Below are 15,625 nucleotides of genomic sequence, written 5' to 3' on the forward strand. Positions count from 1 at the left end.
AGCGATCGCATCCTGCCTATCTCTGAGCAGGAAGGCGGTATCCCGCAAAGCCCTGAGGAATACCCCCCGAGCGCTTTCCCCCTTCACTTCCCGGCAACCGTTGCGGTGGACTCAAGGATCAGGGGGAAACTTGGTCTACTATATCCCTCTCAATGACTTTTGCCAAACCGCCTAAAGCTCAGTAAATTCAGCAAAGTTCAGGGTTTTGGGGGTTAGAGGCATGCTCTCCTCTTCCACTGGGAGAGGGGCGGGGAGTGAAAGCTAGCAGCGCAGAAGGCTTGGGATCCCTAGGAATCTACTCTTCCAAATCCTGCAAGTACTGGCGGATATCGGCCAAGATGCGTTCTAGGTCTTCTGGGGCCTGGAGAGCGCGTGCCCATTCTAGGTCATGACCACCTTGGGATCCCTGCTGGGCCAGCGCTACCCCCAAGTGCTCCAGCTCGCGAACCACTTGGCAAAAAGCGTTGGCTCCCACATTGGAGCTGGCTCCTTTGAGGCGATGGGCGATCCGCCGCATTCTTTCTGCGTCGTAACCGGCAATAGCTTGGCGCAATTGCGGCAGCTGGTCTTCACAATCTTGGATGAACACCTGCAGCAGCTCCCGCTGAAACCCGCGATCCCCGCCGGAAACCTGATCCAGATAGGCAGAGTCGATGGGATAGGGCAAGGTGGGAGAAGAGGGATCCCGGCTCTCAGCGGGGGAAGCTGGAGAGGCTGCTTCAGAAGCGGCTTGGTTGGAGGATCCCCCTGCAGACTGAGCAATCAGCTGGCTCCAGTGGTTGAGCAACCTTTGCAAATCTTCCTTCAGCACCGGCTTGCTGAGATAGTCGTCCATACCTGCCTGCAGGCAGCGCTCCCTATCCTCCTGCATGGCGTTGGCCGTGATGGCAATCACCACTGTGCGGTGGCCGGATCTCCGTTCCTGTTGGCGTAGGCGGCGGGTGGCCTCGTAGCCGTCCATCACCGGCATTTGGCAATCCATGAGAATAAGGTCATATCTGACCTGCTGCAGGAGATCCAATACCTCCTGACCATTGGCCACCACATCGGCCTTGTAGCCCAAACTCTCGAGCTGGCGCAAAGCCACCTTTTGGTTGACGGGGTTATCCTCTGCCAGCAAAATGCGCAGCGATTGACGGGGACGATCCTCCCTGGGGGTCGTCTGAGGGAGGACGGGACTCATTCCCAAGAGCGAAGTGGATAAACCAGAAGATTTCCCCAGGGCCATGACCAGCGCTTCCTGCAGACGGCTTTGTTTTACCGGCTTAACCAAGTAGGCGGCAAAGCCGATTTCGGCAGCGCGGCGGGAGTGCTCCCCCAGTCCCAGGGAGGTCATCATCACCAGTTGCGTCTCGGCCAGTTGCGGATCTGCCTTGATCCAGCGGCCCAAGGTCTCCCCATCCACCTCTGGCATTTGCATATCCAAAACGGCCAGGGAGAAGGGTCTGCCTTCCCGAACGGCTTGGCGCAGTTTGTCCATAGCCTGATAGGCATTTTCGGCCTCTTCCACCACCATTCCCCAAGCCGTGGCCTGGCAGCGCAGGATCTTGCGATTGGTGGCATTGTCGTCCACCACCAACAGCCGCTTGCCCTGCAAATCCACCGGGACACGAGCAGAAGGCTGGGAAAGCTGCTGGGCATAGGGCTGCCGCTCCAGAGTCAGCTCGACGCTGAAGGTGCTGCCCTGTCCCTCCTGGCTTTGCAACGAGATGGTTCCCCCCATCAGTTCTGTCAGTTGTTTGCAGATGGCCAAGCCCAGTCCCGTACCTCCGTATTTGCGGGTAGTAGAGGCATCCACCTGGCTAAACGGTTGAAACAGCTTGCTCTGCGCCGCCGCCGGGATCCCGATTCCGGTATCTCTCACCGAGAGCCTGAGGTGGACATGGGTAGCGGTTTCTTGCAGCACCTCCGCTTGGATCACCACCTCCCCCTGGTGGGTGAACTTAATGGCGTTGCTTACCAAATTGTTGAGGATTTGCCGTAGTCGCGAGGCATCTCCCCGCAGGTAGCGCGGCACTTCCGGTGGCATGAGCACCGCCAGCTCCAATCCCTTGGCGTGGGCAGTGGGGGCAAACAGATCCGCCACCTCCTCCAGACACGAGCGGAGATCGAAATCCAGGATCTCCAGCTCCATTTCCCCGGCCTCCAATTTGGAGAAGTCCAGGATGTCGTTGATGAGGGTGAGCAGGGCATCGCCACTGATGCGGATGGTCTCTACAAAGTCTCGCTGTTCTGCATTGAGGGGGGTCTCCAGCAGCAGGCCCGTCATCCCCAACACCGCGTTCATGGGGGTGCGGATCTCGTGGCTCATGGTGGCTAAGAAGCTGCTTTTGGCCTGGGCAGCCTGCTCTGCTGCTTTGCGGGCCTGCTCCAGCTCCAGGCCGCGCTTTCTCTCCCGTTCCAAAAGGGCTGCCTGGGTGAGGGCAATGCCAATTTGGCTGGCCAACTGCGACAGCAGCTCCATCTCAAACGGCTGCCACTGACGCGGGCCAGAGCACTGGTGGGCCAGCAACAACCCCCACAACTGCTGCTCCAAAAACAGCGGCACCACCAAGTTGGCCCTGACCTGCATTTTTTGCAGCAGCTCTAGGTAACAAGGCTCCAGTCCTTCACTTTCCACATCGCTAACAACGCGAACGCGGCCCTGGCTGTAGAGCTGGGCGTACTTTTCCTGAAAACAGGGATCCTCGATCACCTCTCCCAGCAAGGAGGGGATCCCCGGCTGAGTTTTCTCTTTGGAGATGATCCCAGAACCATCCGGCTGGAAGCGGTAGACCAAGACTCGGTCCGCTTTGATCAGGGCTTGGATTTCTGTTACCGTCGTCTCTAGGATCTCGGCGATATCCAAAGATTCGCGGATCTTCAAGCTGAGATTGGCTAGCAACTGAGCCCGGCGGTTTTGCCGCTCCAATTCCTCTGCCGCTTTCTTCTGCTCGGTAATGTTGCGGAAGATGCCTCGCGTAGCCACCATCACTCCATCTTCAAAGCGGCAGTTGACATTGCCCTCCACCCAAACGGTTTCACCGCTGGCCGTGAGGAAAGCTGTCTCTACCCTCTCCAGTTTCTCCCCTGCTAGAAGCTTCTGGAAAAGAGCCTGGCAGTGCTCTCGGCAGTCGGGATGGAGAATGTCGAAGAGGGTCATTTGATAAACTTGAGCTTCGTCATAGCCCAAGGTCTCTTTCCAAGCGCGGTTGACATACAAAAAGTGCCCTTTAGCATCCACGCTTTGGATGAGGTCAGTGGCATTTTCAAAGAGATCCCGGTAGCGCTCTTCGCTTTCTTTCAAGGCCAGCTCCGCCAGCTTGCGGTCGGTGATGTCGATGCCGGTGCCCATGACAAACTCCACCTCGCCGGCAGCGTTGATTAGGGCGGTGTTAGACCAAGAAATAAGCCGCAGTGCCCCCTGCTTGCTGCGCCAAAAATTCTCATGGCGATTCAAAAAGAGGGAATGATTGCCCTTGAGCTGTTCAAAAGCTTGCTTCACACCAGGCACATCTTCCGGCGGGATCAAACCCAAATCCCATAGCAGCCGGCCCTTGACCTCTGCCAGCGAGTAGCCAGAGAGCTGCTCGGCAGCGCGGTTGAAGCGCAAAATGTGTCCCTCAGGATCCAGAACCACCACCAGCGCCCCTGCCGTATCGATAACCGCGTTGGTAAAATCTCGCTCTTGCTTGAGGGATCGCTCTGCCTTTTCCCGCTCAGCACTTTCTCGGCGAATGAGGGAGTAAACAGCAGCCAAGATGCAGTAGGTAAACGTTAGACTCGCTAGCAGGATGGCATTGGTGCCGCTCCAGGCTAGCTGAAACTGATCGCTACTTTGCTGCAGCCGGCGGTGATCTTCCTCTTCTAGCGACGCTACCACGTCGACAATCCGCTGCCTCAATTTTTCCTCTTCCTGACTTTGCAGCGCTTCTTGAACCGCAGATAGCTCCCCTTGCTTCCTCAGCTCAATCAAATCATGGTTGAGTTTCAGCCACGGCGCCAGCAGCAGCTCTAGCCGGCTCAGGTGCTCTTGCTGCACGGGATCCGAGGCCGCAAATTCCTGTAGCCGATCCAGAAGATCAAACAGCGAATCGGTGCTTGTCTGATAGCTCCGTAAGAAGCTCGCATTGCCTGTAAGGAGATAGCTGCGCTTGTGGACTTCTGCGGCCTGCACTTCTCTTAGCAGCTTCTCTAGAACCTCGTGCTCTTCTAGAAGCTGGGTTACCTCCCTGTTGATCTGGGGCAGACGGGAAGCAGCGCGGTGGGCGGAGTAGGCGATCCCTGCCAAGATCAGGGCAGCCAGGCCAAAACCAGCGCCAACCTTGAAAAGAAGTCCGCTCTTACGGGCAGACTTGTCCTCCTTTGACCTTTGGGCCGGCAGCAGAGGCGTCTGAGCCAGTTCCCTCAAAGTACGGCGCAGCTCCAGTTGGGCCACCACCTGATGGGCCAGGGCTTGTAATTGCTCCAGTTGTTCTGGGGTCAGGTGCCGAGGCTGATAATCGACAACGCAAAGCGTGCCCAGGGCCTGCCCTTCTGGAGTTACCAAGGGAATGCCAGCGTAAAAGCGAATGTGGGGCTCTTGAGCGACAAACGGGTTATCGGCAAAGCGGGGATCCTGAGTGGCATCGGGCACCACCAGCGGCTCTTTAGGCGACAAGATGGCGTGGGCGCAGAAGGCCACATCCCGTGGGGTCTCCTGCACATCGACGCCGAATTTGGCTTTAAACCACTGGCGGTGTTCGTCGATAAGGCTGACCAGAGCAATGGGCGTGCCGCAGATGTGGGCGGCAAGGCGGACGATCTCGTCAAAGGCAGTTTCAGGTGCCGTATCGAGAATCTGATACTGCCGCAGGGCAGCCAGCCGCTGCTCTTCGTTGGGAGGGAGGGGGGCCTTAGGCATAGGTCAAACTAAGCGGAGAGAAAGGGAGCCCGATCCACCGATCTCGGAGGTCGATAGTCTCAAGGTAAAAGAGGTAACCCCAGCATAACTTCCAAGCCTCTCCACCGGAAGCTACAGGGATCCGATCCCCAAGCTTGCTTCCTGTTGGATTAGTTTGCTACATTTTCGCCATGCTGGTGTCAGCTACTCTGGCTTCTGCAAACGAGCCAAAATAAGGGTCTGAGCCGTGGCCCGTCCAGAGCCGCCGCGGGCAGAAGGGAAAAAGACTTACCGGATCCCAGTTTCAGTATTTATACTGATGTCAAAGATGAGAAAGCTCAATAAGCATCCTCTGATGCATTTGGTTTCACTCACCCTATAAATAATCAAATCCTAACATTTTTAAGCAAGCTTCGAGTTGAAATTTCTCAACGGAAGACTTACTATAGAGCGACGAGCTTTGTAAAGGGGGAATACTCTCAGTCATGCAAAAACTCCAAGACAGTTTGGTAAAAGCTCTGAGCATCGATGGAGCACTGGGGTAGCACTGGGGGATTGGAAAACCGGGATGTGCCTGGGATACAAGGGTACCAACAGCCCTGCCTTTCCCGAAGCTAATCTAGAGCTGGCTGTTGCCGGAAACACAGAGGTGATCCGCGCCAAAATGCGAGTTGCTGAGTCTCTTAAGCTTACTGACAAAATCGAGGAGGTTCTTATCCTGCTGGAGACTCAGTACCACCTAATGCATCTAGTCCAGCACATCTCTGGTTTGTTTTTCTATCTGGTTCTGGATCGAGAGAAAGGCAACTTGGCCCTTGCCCGCATCAAGCTTGGCCAAATCGAAAAGGAGCTGGCCCTCTAGAAGTGGAGGTGAAGCCGGACAACCTGGCAGTATCCCCTGAAACCCATTTTGGGGGAGTGCGGAACCGGGGACTTGAACCCCGATGGCATTGCTGCCACTAGAACCTGAATCTAGCGCGTCTACCATTCCGCCAGTTCCGCGGTGATCTATAAGGATGCCCAAGGAAAGGGATCCTTGTCAAGGTCTGAGGCGGGCTTTGGAAGGGGATCCTGCCCTTATGCTAAGCTCGGCTGCGCACGCACTGGATCCAGAGCGCTAACTTTGGCAGCTTTTACCTTTGTTTGCGAGGGCACTTGTCCCAATACCCAGGCGCGGGCAGGATACTTCATTACCCCCCACGGGGAGATCCCCACCCCCTGCTTCATGCCGGTGGGGACTTTGGCCAATGTGAAAACCCTCACCCCTGCCCAACTCAAGGAAACCGGCGCCCACATTATCCTCAGCAACACCTATCACCTCCACCTCCAGCCTGGCGAAAGCATCATCCAAGAGGCCGGGGGGCTGCACCGCTTCATGGCTTGGCCGGGCCCCATCCTCACGGATTCGGGCGGCTTTCAGGTCTTCAGCCTCAGCGCCATCCGCCAAATCGACGAGGAAGGGGTAACGTTTCGCTCGCCCCGCGATGGCCGTCTCATCCGTTTCACCCCGGAGCTGTCTATCCAGATCCAAAATGCCCTGGGGGCAGACATCATCATGGCCTTTGACGAGTGCCCGCCCTATCCTGCTAGCCCTGAGGCGGTGGCGGCAGCGGTGCGGCGGACTACTCAATGGCTGAAGCGCTGCGTGGAAGCCCATCGCCGCTCAGATCAGGCTTTGTTTGGCATTGTGCAGGGGGGAGTTTACCCTGAGCTGCGCCGGCGGGCAGTGGAAGAGGTCTGTCGGTTGGATCTGCCGGGCTATGCCATTGGCGGGGTGAGTGTGGGGGAGCCGGTCGAGTTTATGCACGCCGTTGTGCGGCAAACAGCCCCTCTACTGCCGGCAGATCGCCCCCGTTATCTCATGGGGGTGGGCACCTATGCCGAGATGCGGGCCGCCGTGGCCGCCGGAGTGGATTTGTTTGACTGCGTGATCCCCACCCGCTATGCCCGCCATGGCACGGTGATCAGCCGGGGCAAACGCTGGAACATCAAAAATGCCGAGCACCGCCGCAGCCTGGATCCCATCGATCCCGACTGTCCCTGCTACACCTGCCGCCACTTCAGCCGAGCCTACTTGTGTCACCTCATCCGCGCGCAAGAGATCCTGGGCTACACTCTGCTCTCCATCCACAACATCACAGAGCTGATGCGCTACACCCAGAAGATGCGTCAGGCCATCTTGGAAGGCCAATTTCATGAGCACTGGGATCCCTGGAGCTAAGCCGGCCGGGAGATTTGTCTGGAAGCATCTGATCCATTTTGGTAGAATAAGTACATGGGATAGTACGTGCATTTAAGCTATCCCATGTAGCCGCAGGAAGGAGTCAGATCATGGCTATCCGAACCCTCAGCAGCGTGATTGAACAGCACATCGCCGGCCTTCCGGGCGTGGTTGCTGTTTTGATAGGGCGGGCCACTGATGGTACCACAGTAGCCAAAGTAACCTACGTCAGCGATTCCCAAGAGGAGCAGGCCCTAGAACTTTTGGGCACCTATGCCAGCGACCTAGTCCAGGCCAACAGTCGTCTATGCCAGCTTGTCAGCTCTGACCAAGAGGCGGACTACCTTTTGGCCGGCACTTCGGCGTTGCGGGTTGTCATCAAAGCGTTTCCCAAAAGCCCCTACTTTGTGTTATTCCTGACCCGTTCCATCACCGACCTGAAAGCGATTTCAGACCGGATTAAGGCCATCTTGATCGACGGAAAACCGCTGCTGCCCCCTGTGCAGGACAGCGCTATGTCTGTGGCTCAGGCTTTGATGGACTATGCCAAGCGCTACGCTCCGGATCCTAACTTTGTGGCTCTGCGCCTGTCTTTGAAAACGGGCCTAGACCGCAACCGTCTCGAAAAGGGCACCCTGACCCGACAGGAGCTGCGCATTCTTTACAAAGCGGTAGCAGATCTTTTGGGCCGAGAGCGTCTGCCTATTGCCATGCCGGCCTGAGTAGTTCAAAATAGCTAGCAAGCTTTGTCCAGGGGTAGTTGCTACACCTGGAAGGCTTTTTTAGGTTTACTTTAAGTTTATTTGCTCGCGCTTAAACCCTTTCATCTCGACTGCGACCGCAGGCTCGTCTCTTGAAGGCTGAGTTTGGGGGACGGGCAATCTCTTGCAATCTCAATCTCTATCTGGAGGCAAACTGGTGACCATACGTACCCTTATCAGTGTGGTTGAGCAGCACATTGCCGGTCTTCCGGGCTTGATCGCAGCTTTGGTGGGGCGAGTAACCGATGGCGTTGCAGTGGCTAGGGTTGCGTATACCAACGATGTGCAGGAGGAAATCTCTCTGGAACAGTTGGGCAACTACGCGGCTGACTTGATACAAGCCAACAATCGCCTCTGCCAGTCGGCAAGCGCTGACCAAGAGGGGGACTACCTTTTGGCAGGTACTTCGGCGTTGCGGGTTGTCATCAAAGCGTTTCCCAGAAGCCCCTACTTTGTCTTGTTTCTTACCCGCTCCACCACCGACCTTAAGGCGATTTCAGAGCGTATCAAAGCCATCCTAATTGATGGAAAACCATTGTTGCCCCCTGTTCAGACACCACTGCATCCACTGCTCAGGCTTTGATGAGCTACGCCAAGCGCTACGCCCCGGATCCTAACTTTGTGGCCCTGCGCCTCTCTTTGAAAACGGGTCTGGATCATAGCCGCCTCGAAAAGGGCGCCCTGAGCCGTCAGGAGCTGCGCATTCTCTACAAAGCAGTGGCAGATCTCTTGGGCCGAGAGCGCCTGCCTATTGCCATGCCGGTCTGAGTAGTCGAGAATAGCTGGCGAGGTTTGTCTGAGGGCAGTTGCTGCGCTTGTGGGATCCCCTATTGTTTATCTGAGTTCACTTGCCTATGCTTGAGCATCTACATCTCGACCGCGACCGTAAGCTCATCTCCCTGTTTGGAGAGCCGGTTATCTTCCACTGCCATCACTACAACCTCTTCCTGCAGCAGACTATTGAAGATCCCGACTGGATCGATGGAGTGGGAATTCTGCGCACCGCAGCCCAGGAGATCTTTTACAGTCTTCTGTACGGAGCTTTCAAGGCTCTTGGCATTCAGGAGACCCAAGAGCGCCTGGCAGTAGCAGCTCAGATCTTCAGTTTTTTAGGATTTGGGCGGCTGGCGTTTGAGGTGACACCTTCAGGCGGGGAAGTGCAGCTTACCCATTCTCACTATGCAGAAGGTTGGCTGAGCAAGTACGGGGATCAGGTCAACCGCACACGTCCCATTGACCACTTGGCGGTGGGCTATGTGGCGGCAGCTCTGGATGCCACGTTTGGCGAGCTGGGAAGCTACGGGGCAGAAGAAACGGAGTGTATGGCCGTTACGCGCAAGGATCACTGCGTGATCCAGGCCACTCGGCTGCCGCGGCCCCAGTTGTTGACTCCCAGTCCAGGGATGGGCAAGTTGATCGAGCAGCCGCTCCAGTTCCCCCGGCCCACAACAGCAGTGGACTACGATGCGGTCAACGAAGCTCTGTGGGGCTTGCCTTTGGCCGGAGATGAGCGGGGGCAAATTCGCGCGTTTAACGTGTTGCTAACGCGCATGCCTGCCAACTACTGCAACCGCATTCAATATCGCTTTTTACAGGAGCTGAAGGCGGTGCGGGCTGAGCTGATGGGGGTGGGGGAAGCTCTCATCCGCGAGTCGGGGCATGTTTGTGTCTTCTACACCTTCGGCAACATCATGGAATCGGTGGAGTGGGAAACCCTGGTGGGGCCGATGCTGGAGAAGGACACGGACTGGATCCACGGCGGCTATGCGGTGGCCAGCAGTCTGGGGTGGGGTCGCTGGCAGGCTTTGGAGGTGGTGAGCGGCGAGTCTTGCCGGGTGGCCATTGATGGCAACTACGAAGCCAACTACTTTTTGGCTTCCTACCCACGGGCAGAGGATCCCGCCTGCTATTTTGCTCAAGGGGCGGTGCCGGCGATAATGAATCTGGTCTACAACGGCAACATCCAGCAGAAGCCGGTTTTGGATCAAGTCTTCTACAACCGCCTCTTCCAGCGGGGTGGGCTCTTCCACGGCCAGGAGACCAAGGCCAGAGAGAAAGGGGATCCCTGGTGCGAGTTTTACGCCGCTCGCGTCAGCGGGACGGAGTCCTTGCGGATGTAGGGATCCATGCAGGTGCGCATCCTCAGGCGGCGGGAGTGTGGGGCTGGGTGGGCCACCGACCTGCTGCTGCCACGTTGCCTTGTCTGGTCAGAGGTAGAGGCTCTGGCCCAGGAATGGGGGGCTGCCTGTCGCTGTTTTCAAGGGCAACTGGTGTGGCTGGATCTGCCCTCAGGCCGGATTACGGCTTCGTTGCGGGTGCCCCGCCTGACGTTGCGACTCCACGATGCCAACGCTGAGGCGCAGATCTTAAATCGTTTGCAGCAGTTGGCCAAGTCTTCTGGTTCCCAGACAGAGGGAAGTTAAGGGCAAAACGAGAAGTTTAGCTTGGCACCGACATTTTGCGGCAGACTATCGACCAATGCAGGATCGACTTTCCAGGAGTGCCATGCGCCCACCAAGTTCGAGCCTGCTGAGGAACTGGGAGCCGCGTTCATACTCGCTCATAGTCATAATGTATGCAGCATGCATGCAGCTCGGTACCTACCTTGCCATAGCAAAGAGAGCGCTCCATTCTTGGTTGGGCACACCCGGCTTGGCGATGATCTCAAGGATGCGATTTTGGGCGGCGGGCTGGAATAAACTTTCGACGGCTACTTGGGCTACTTTCGTGCGGGGGATGCTGCCGTCAAAGAGGGTATCCGCCTTGGATAGGACAATGCCATCGTCGTTGTCTTGGTTTTTTAGGCCCCCCGGTCGAACGATGGTGTAGGTGAGGCCGCTTTTTTGCAGGTATTCTTCTGCGCGTTTTTTCCACACCAGGATCAGCCAAAACAAGTTGAGGGGATGGAACAGCTGGGAAACACACAGGGAAGAGATTAAAACAAAGTGTTGGATCCCTTTGGCTTTGGCCACATCGACCAGGTTCTTGGTGCCTTCATAATCCACTCGGTAGGGCTGAAAGGGATCCCAACTGGGCCTAGCACCTGTAGCACAGAGCACCACTGTGCATCCTTCCATGCCCGTCTCCAGCGTGGCCGGATCCAGCACATCCCCCACCACCACTTCCGCTTCGGGGGGCAGAACCCGTGCGGCCAGCTCGCGGCTGCGCACCAGCGCCCGTACCGGGATGTCGCGGCCCACCAACTCTTTGACAATGCGGCGTCCGGTTTCTCCTGTAGCCCCTGCAACAAAAGCCTGCATAAGTTTCTCCTGCAAAGCTGCCTATACCCGGCGTAGCTGTTCGAGGATTTGCGGTGGCCCCATCTGCCATTATCTTCCCAAAATCGGCCTCAGGTTCCCTCTTTTCCATGACAGGATGGTAGGGATCCTGCGCCCCAGTTCACCCAGTTCATCAGATGGTTGCCCAAGCTGCTCCTACCGCCTACGAGGCTCAAACCCAAGCTCTTGCCCAATCTCTGTTCGCCTCTCTTTCGGGAGAGAAGCGATCCCTGCTGGCCCAGTGGCGGGATCAACTGCGCTGGGAGGACAAGCTGCTGGCCTGGGCGATGGAAAACCCCCACTTGCGCACCCAGTTGTTCCGCTTGATCGATGTCTTGCCCAGCTTGAAAAGCAAGGCTGAGGTGGCCCGCCATTTGCAGGAGTATCTTTCAGATCCGGCGGTGGAGTTGCCGGGGATGCTGAAGAGCCTGCTCAACTTCGCAGACCCCGACTCCCTGCCAGGACAGTTGGCTGCCAGCACTCTCACCGCTGCTGTGGAAGCTCTGGCCCGCCGCTATATTGCCGGAGAAACTCTACAGCAAGTCAGCAAAACTCTGGAAGCTTTGCACCGGCAGGGTATGGCTTTCACGCTGGATTTGCTGGGGGAAGCCGTCATCACCGAAGCGGAAGCCCAATCCTACCTGGATCGCTATCTGCAGGTGATGGAGCATTTGGCAAAGATGGTCAAAACCTGGCCACAACCGCAGCCGGTGCCGCAAGTGTCGGTAAAGCTGACAGCCTTCTATTCCCAGTTCGATCCCATCGATCCCCTGGGGGCCAAAGCCAAAGTGGGGGAACGGATTCGCATCCTGTTGCGCCGGGCAGAAGCTCTGGGAGTCGGGATCCATTTCGACATGGAGCAGTACCGCTACAAATCCCTCACCCTGGCCATTTTGCAGGAGCTGCTGCTGGAGCCGGAGTTCCGAGGCCGCACCGACGTTGGCCTGACGCTGCAGGCCTACCTGCGGGATAGCTACACCGATCTGCAAAACCTGATCGCCTGGGCCAAAGAGCGGGGATCCCCGGTGACGGTGCGCTTGGTCAAGGGGGCCTACTGGGATCAAGAGACCATCCTGGCGGCGCAAAAGCACTGGCCACAGCCGGTTTACAACAGCAAGTCTGCTACCGACGCCAACTTCGAGCGCATGACCCAGCTTTTGTTGGAGCACCACACCCATCTCCACGCCGCCATCGCCAGCCACAATGTGCGCTCTCAGGCCAAAGCCATCGCCATTGCCCAAGCCCTGGAGGTGCCCCAGTCTGCTTTTGAACTGCAGGTGCTCTATGGCATGGCCGATCCCCTGGCCAAGGCCTTGGTGCAGAAGGGACAGCGGGTGCGGGTGTACTGCCCCTACGGGGAGCTGCTGCCGGGTATGGCCTACCTGATCCGGCGTTTGCTGGAAAACACCGCCAACACCTCTTTTCTGCGGCAAAGCGTTCAGGGCTACAATCCCGAGCAGCTGTTGGCCCCACCGGTTTTGGAGGAGGGATCCGTTTTCCAGGCTCCTTCTCTCTCGTTTGCCGCCGCTCCCGATACGGATTTCAGCCAGCCCCAGCAGCGGGATCCCTTTTTTCAGGCATTGGACGAGATCCGGCCTCAACTGGGTCAGAGGGTTCAGCCCTGGATTGCCGGAGAATATCGCCCCACTCGACAAGCGATGCTCTCCCTCAACCCTGCGGATCCTGAACAGGTGGTGGCGGAAATTGGGTTGACCGAGCCGGAACAGGTGGAGCAAGCCTTGGCAGCGGCCCAAGCCAGCTTCCCCAGCTGGAGGCGCACCCCCGTTGCCGTGAGGGCGGGGATCCTGCGGCGGGTGGCGGAGCAAATCGAAGCCCAGCGGGCGGAGCTGGCTGCCTGGATGGTGCTGGAGGTGGGCAAGCCCATTGCCCAGGCCGATGGGGAAGTTTCCGAGGCCATCGATTTTTGCCGCTACTACGCCCAGCAGATGGAGGCCCTGGATCGGGGACGGGAGTGCAACCTGCCCGGCGAAACCAACCATTACCACTACCAGCCCCGCGGTGTGGCGGTGGTGATCGCCCCTTGGAACTTCCCCCTCTCCATCCCCTGTGGCATGACAGCGGCGGCTTTGGTGGCCGGAAACTGCGTGCTCCTCAAACCAGCGGAGCAATCTTCGCTGATCGCCGCCAAACTGGCGGAGTTTATCCTCAAGGCCCTTGCCGAAGCTGGGATCCCGGAGGGTGTCTTTCAATTCCTGCCGGGGGTGGGCGAAGCCATTGGCCCCCTGTTGGTTCAAGACCGGCGGGTGCACCTGATTGCCTTCACCGGATCCCAGGCGGTGGGTTGCCAGATCCTCGCCCAAGCCGCGCAACTGCAGCCGGGCCAGCACCACATCAAGCGGGTCATTGCCGAGATGGGGGGCAAAAACGCCATCATTGTGGACGAAAGCGCCGACCTGGATCAGGCGGTCAAAGGGGTGGTCAACTCCGCCTTTGGCTACAGCGGCCAGAAATGCTCCGCCTGCTCGCGGGCGATCGTTTTGCAGTCCATTCACGACCTGTTCTTGGGGCGGCTCATCGAGGCGGTGCGCTCTTTAAATGTGGGGGATCCAGCCCACCCCAGCACCCAAGTTGGCCCGGTCATCGATGCAGAGGCCCAAGCTCGCCTGCAACAGGCCATTCAATCGGCTAAGGCTGATGCCCGTCTCGACCTCAGCCTGCCCGTGCCGGAAAAAGGCTACTTCGTCGGCCCCACCGTGTTCAGCCAGGTGGATCCCCAGTCAGAGCTGGCGCAGCGGGAGCTGTTTGGCCCGGTTTTGGCGGTGATCTCAGCGCCGGACTTTTCTTCTGCTCTGCAGATGGCCAATGCCACCCCCTACGCCCTCACCGGCGGTCTCTACAGCCGCACCCCTTCCCACATTCAACAGGCTCGCCAGGACTTTGCCGTCGGCAACCTCTACATCAACCGCGAGATCACCGGGGCGTTGGTGGAGCGGCAGCCCTTCGGCGGCTTCAAGCTCTCCGGCGTGGGATCCAAAGCCGGCGGCCCCGACTACCTGCTGCAATTTTTAGAGCCGCGCACCGTAACCGAAAACACGCAACGGCAGGGCTTTGCTCCCATCGAGGGATCCTGAGGATAGGGCTTGGGAAAGCTCATTGGACAGGCTTGGCTACATCCCCAACCTTGAAGCCTGCCCCGCTGAGAATGCGTCCCACACTGGAGCTGTCATCCACCTCCGTCAGTTGGACCTGTCCGGCTGGCTCAGTCAATTTGCGCAAGACTGTCCCCGTGGCCGGATCCTTCACCTCGCGGACGACGCGCTCCACAGAAAGAATCAATCCCACCCGATAGCCATCGCGGCTGCCCTTGTTCAGGATCACCTGGTTGCCGTAGACATCCGCCACCAAGGCGTCAACCGTTGGCAGAGAGCGAGGCTGAGCTGCCAAGCGCCCGGCAAAACCGGCCAACTGCTGGGCAATTTGCTCCACCGCTTGTTGGCTTGCCAATACCAACAGCTTCTCTTCGTTGCTGGTGGCGGATCCCCCGCCAAAGTCGGCAACCGTGACCGTGCTATCCGACTGGCTGGCGTTGCCTTTGCCCTCGACCACGGCCAAGATCTCGGCAGTACTGGTGCTCACCAAGCGGGCATTCAGCTGCACGTTGGCATCGGCATCCACTGACTCAGCCCCCACCGCCAGCGGGAAGCTGCCAAAGGGGGTCAAGACCGGTGCCCCACCCCCAGAACGGCGCACAGACACATCAAACTGGGTCACACTGCCGAGGATCACCGCATCGACCCCTAGGATCCGGCCTACCTGAGCAGCGGTGTTGGCATCCAGTCGACCGGATAGACCCAGGTTCTGCTCGGCCAAGATCGCGTCCAGCCGCGAGCGCTCGATGACGGAAAAGGTGCCATCTCTCACCAGCCGATCCACCAACAGGTCGCTCACCCCCCGAGAAGCCTCGCGGAAGCTGTAGGGATTGCTGAGGCTGCTGAAATCAAAGTCCAAGACTGCAATCCGAGGACGGGATGTGGGTTGCGGCGCTTGTCCCACCTGTCTGGGGGCAGAGAGGGTGCAGCGAATGTCTTGGGGAAATTGCTGGCAGAGGGCTGGATTGGCGGATTGGGCCACCACCGGGATCCCTGTCCAACTGAGGCTCACCAGAGGGATCCCGAACAGCAAGATGGAAGAGAGGTTGCGCATGGTTAAACGATCTCCTAGATCTGGGAAGTGGCCACAGTTACTCTCAGCTTGCACCCAAAAGAGCTTCAGGGCGGTGACCGGTATCACCTGGCAGCTAAGGGCTAAGGATCCTGACGTCGCCTGTTCCCAGAAGATGCCCTACACTCTACCGACTACAAGGTTGTTGAAAAAAGGGATTGAGAAGGTTTGTATAGGAGAGTTGACAAATCTCAACCCTGTTGAGCAAAGGTACTCGCTCTCTGCAATTGACATCCTCCCCGGCCTGAAGGCCGGAGATTCCTACCACGCTACGCATGGATGGCTCCTTGCGCAGTCGTCTCGGCGGGTTCCTGCTTCCGAC

At 58.0% G+C, this 15,625-nt stretch carries 12 protein-coding genes and 1 tRNA gene; 9 read left to right on the forward strand and 4 right to left on the reverse strand.

The window, feature by feature from the left end:
* Nucleotides 1-295: 295 nt before the first annotated feature.
* Entirely contained in the window at nt 296-4,882 is a 4,587-nt protein-coding gene (locus tag ACVW0C_RS08020) for a GAF domain-containing protein (RefSeq protein WP_457384857.1), read from the reverse strand.
* 547 nt (nt 4,883-5,429) lie between these two features.
* On the opposite strand from ACVW0C_RS08020, the gene ACVW0C_RS08025 reads away from it, so the two are divergent.
* Nucleotides 5,430-5,723, forward strand: a complete 294-nt coding sequence (locus ACVW0C_RS08025; protein ID WP_457384858.1) for a hypothetical protein — start codon at nt 5,430-5,432, stop codon at nt 5,721-5,723.
* 57 nt (nt 5,724-5,780) lie between these two features.
* Here ACVW0C_RS08025 and ACVW0C_RS08030 read toward each other — a convergent pair.
* Nucleotides 5,781-5,863, reverse strand: a tRNA-Leu gene (locus ACVW0C_RS08030).
* Between the two features lie 121 nt (nt 5,864-5,984).
* On the opposite strand from ACVW0C_RS08030, the gene tgt reads away from it, so the two are divergent.
* From tgt to ACVW0C_RS08060, 6 genes are all read left to right on the forward strand, one after another.
* Nucleotides 5,985-7,082: a tRNA guanosine(34) transglycosylase Tgt gene (gene tgt, locus ACVW0C_RS08035; RefSeq protein ID WP_457384859.1), complete on the forward strand. Its 1,098-nt coding sequence runs from the start codon at nt 5,985-5,987 to the stop codon at nt 7,080-7,082.
* A 110-nt stretch (nt 7,083-7,192) separates the two neighbouring features.
* Complete coding sequence (locus ACVW0C_RS08040) at nt 7,193-7,804, forward strand: hypothetical protein (protein ID WP_457384860.1); 612 nt, start codon at nt 7,193-7,195, stop codon at nt 7,802-7,804.
* A 196-nt stretch (nt 7,805-8,000) separates the two neighbouring features.
* Nucleotides 8,001-8,426, forward strand: a complete 426-nt coding sequence (locus ACVW0C_RS08045; protein ID WP_457384861.1) for a hypothetical protein — start codon at nt 8,001-8,003, stop codon at nt 8,424-8,426.
* Nucleotides 8,426-8,611 (forward strand): hypothetical protein, encoded by a 186-nt coding sequence (locus ACVW0C_RS08050; protein WP_414390867.1) that lies wholly within the window; start codon nt 8,426-8,428, stop codon nt 8,609-8,611. Before ACVW0C_RS08045 ends, ACVW0C_RS08050 begins: the two co-directional genes overlap by 1 nt.
* Before the next feature lie 86 nt (nt 8,612-8,697).
* On the forward strand, nt 8,698-9,963 hold the full coding sequence (locus ACVW0C_RS08055) for a hypothetical protein (RefSeq protein WP_457384862.1): 1,266 nt from the start codon (nt 8,698-8,700) through the stop codon (nt 9,961-9,963).
* 6 nt (nt 9,964-9,969) lie between these two features.
* Nucleotides 9,970-10,266 (forward strand): hypothetical protein, encoded by a 297-nt coding sequence (locus ACVW0C_RS08060; RefSeq protein WP_414351089.1) that lies wholly within the window; start codon nt 9,970-9,972, stop codon nt 10,264-10,266.
* Between the two features lie 177 nt (nt 10,267-10,443).
* Here the strand turns inward: ACVW0C_RS08060 and ACVW0C_RS08065 are convergent, their stop codons facing one another.
* Nucleotides 10,444-11,103 carry an SDR family oxidoreductase gene (locus ACVW0C_RS08065; protein WP_457384863.1) on the reverse strand — a complete coding sequence of 220 codons (660 nt, stop codon included), beginning with the start codon at nt 11,101-11,103 and terminating at the stop codon, nt 10,444-10,446.
* A gap of 155 nt (nt 11,104-11,258) precedes the next feature.
* Between ACVW0C_RS08065 and pruA the strand changes: the two genes are divergently transcribed.
* Complete coding sequence (pruA, locus tag ACVW0C_RS08070) at nt 11,259-14,213, forward strand: L-glutamate gamma-semialdehyde dehydrogenase (RefSeq protein ID WP_457384864.1); 2,955 nt, start codon at nt 11,259-11,261, stop codon at nt 14,211-14,213.
* Nucleotides 14,214-14,232: 19 nt separating this feature from the next.
* Here pruA and ACVW0C_RS08075 read toward each other — a convergent pair whose 3' ends face one another.
* Nucleotides 14,233-15,285, reverse strand: a complete 1,053-nt coding sequence (locus tag ACVW0C_RS08075; protein ID WP_457384865.1) for a CsgG/HfaB family protein — start codon at nt 15,283-15,285, stop codon at nt 14,233-14,235.
* Nucleotides 15,286-15,358: 73 nt separating this feature from the next.
* Between ACVW0C_RS08075 and ACVW0C_RS08080 the strand changes: the two genes are divergently transcribed.
* Nucleotides 15,359-15,625: hypothetical protein (locus tag ACVW0C_RS08080; protein WP_457384866.1), on the forward strand; the 267-nt coding region annotated here is incomplete at its 3' end.

It is taken from the genome of Thermostichus sp. OS-CIW-26 (assembly GCF_054058395.1).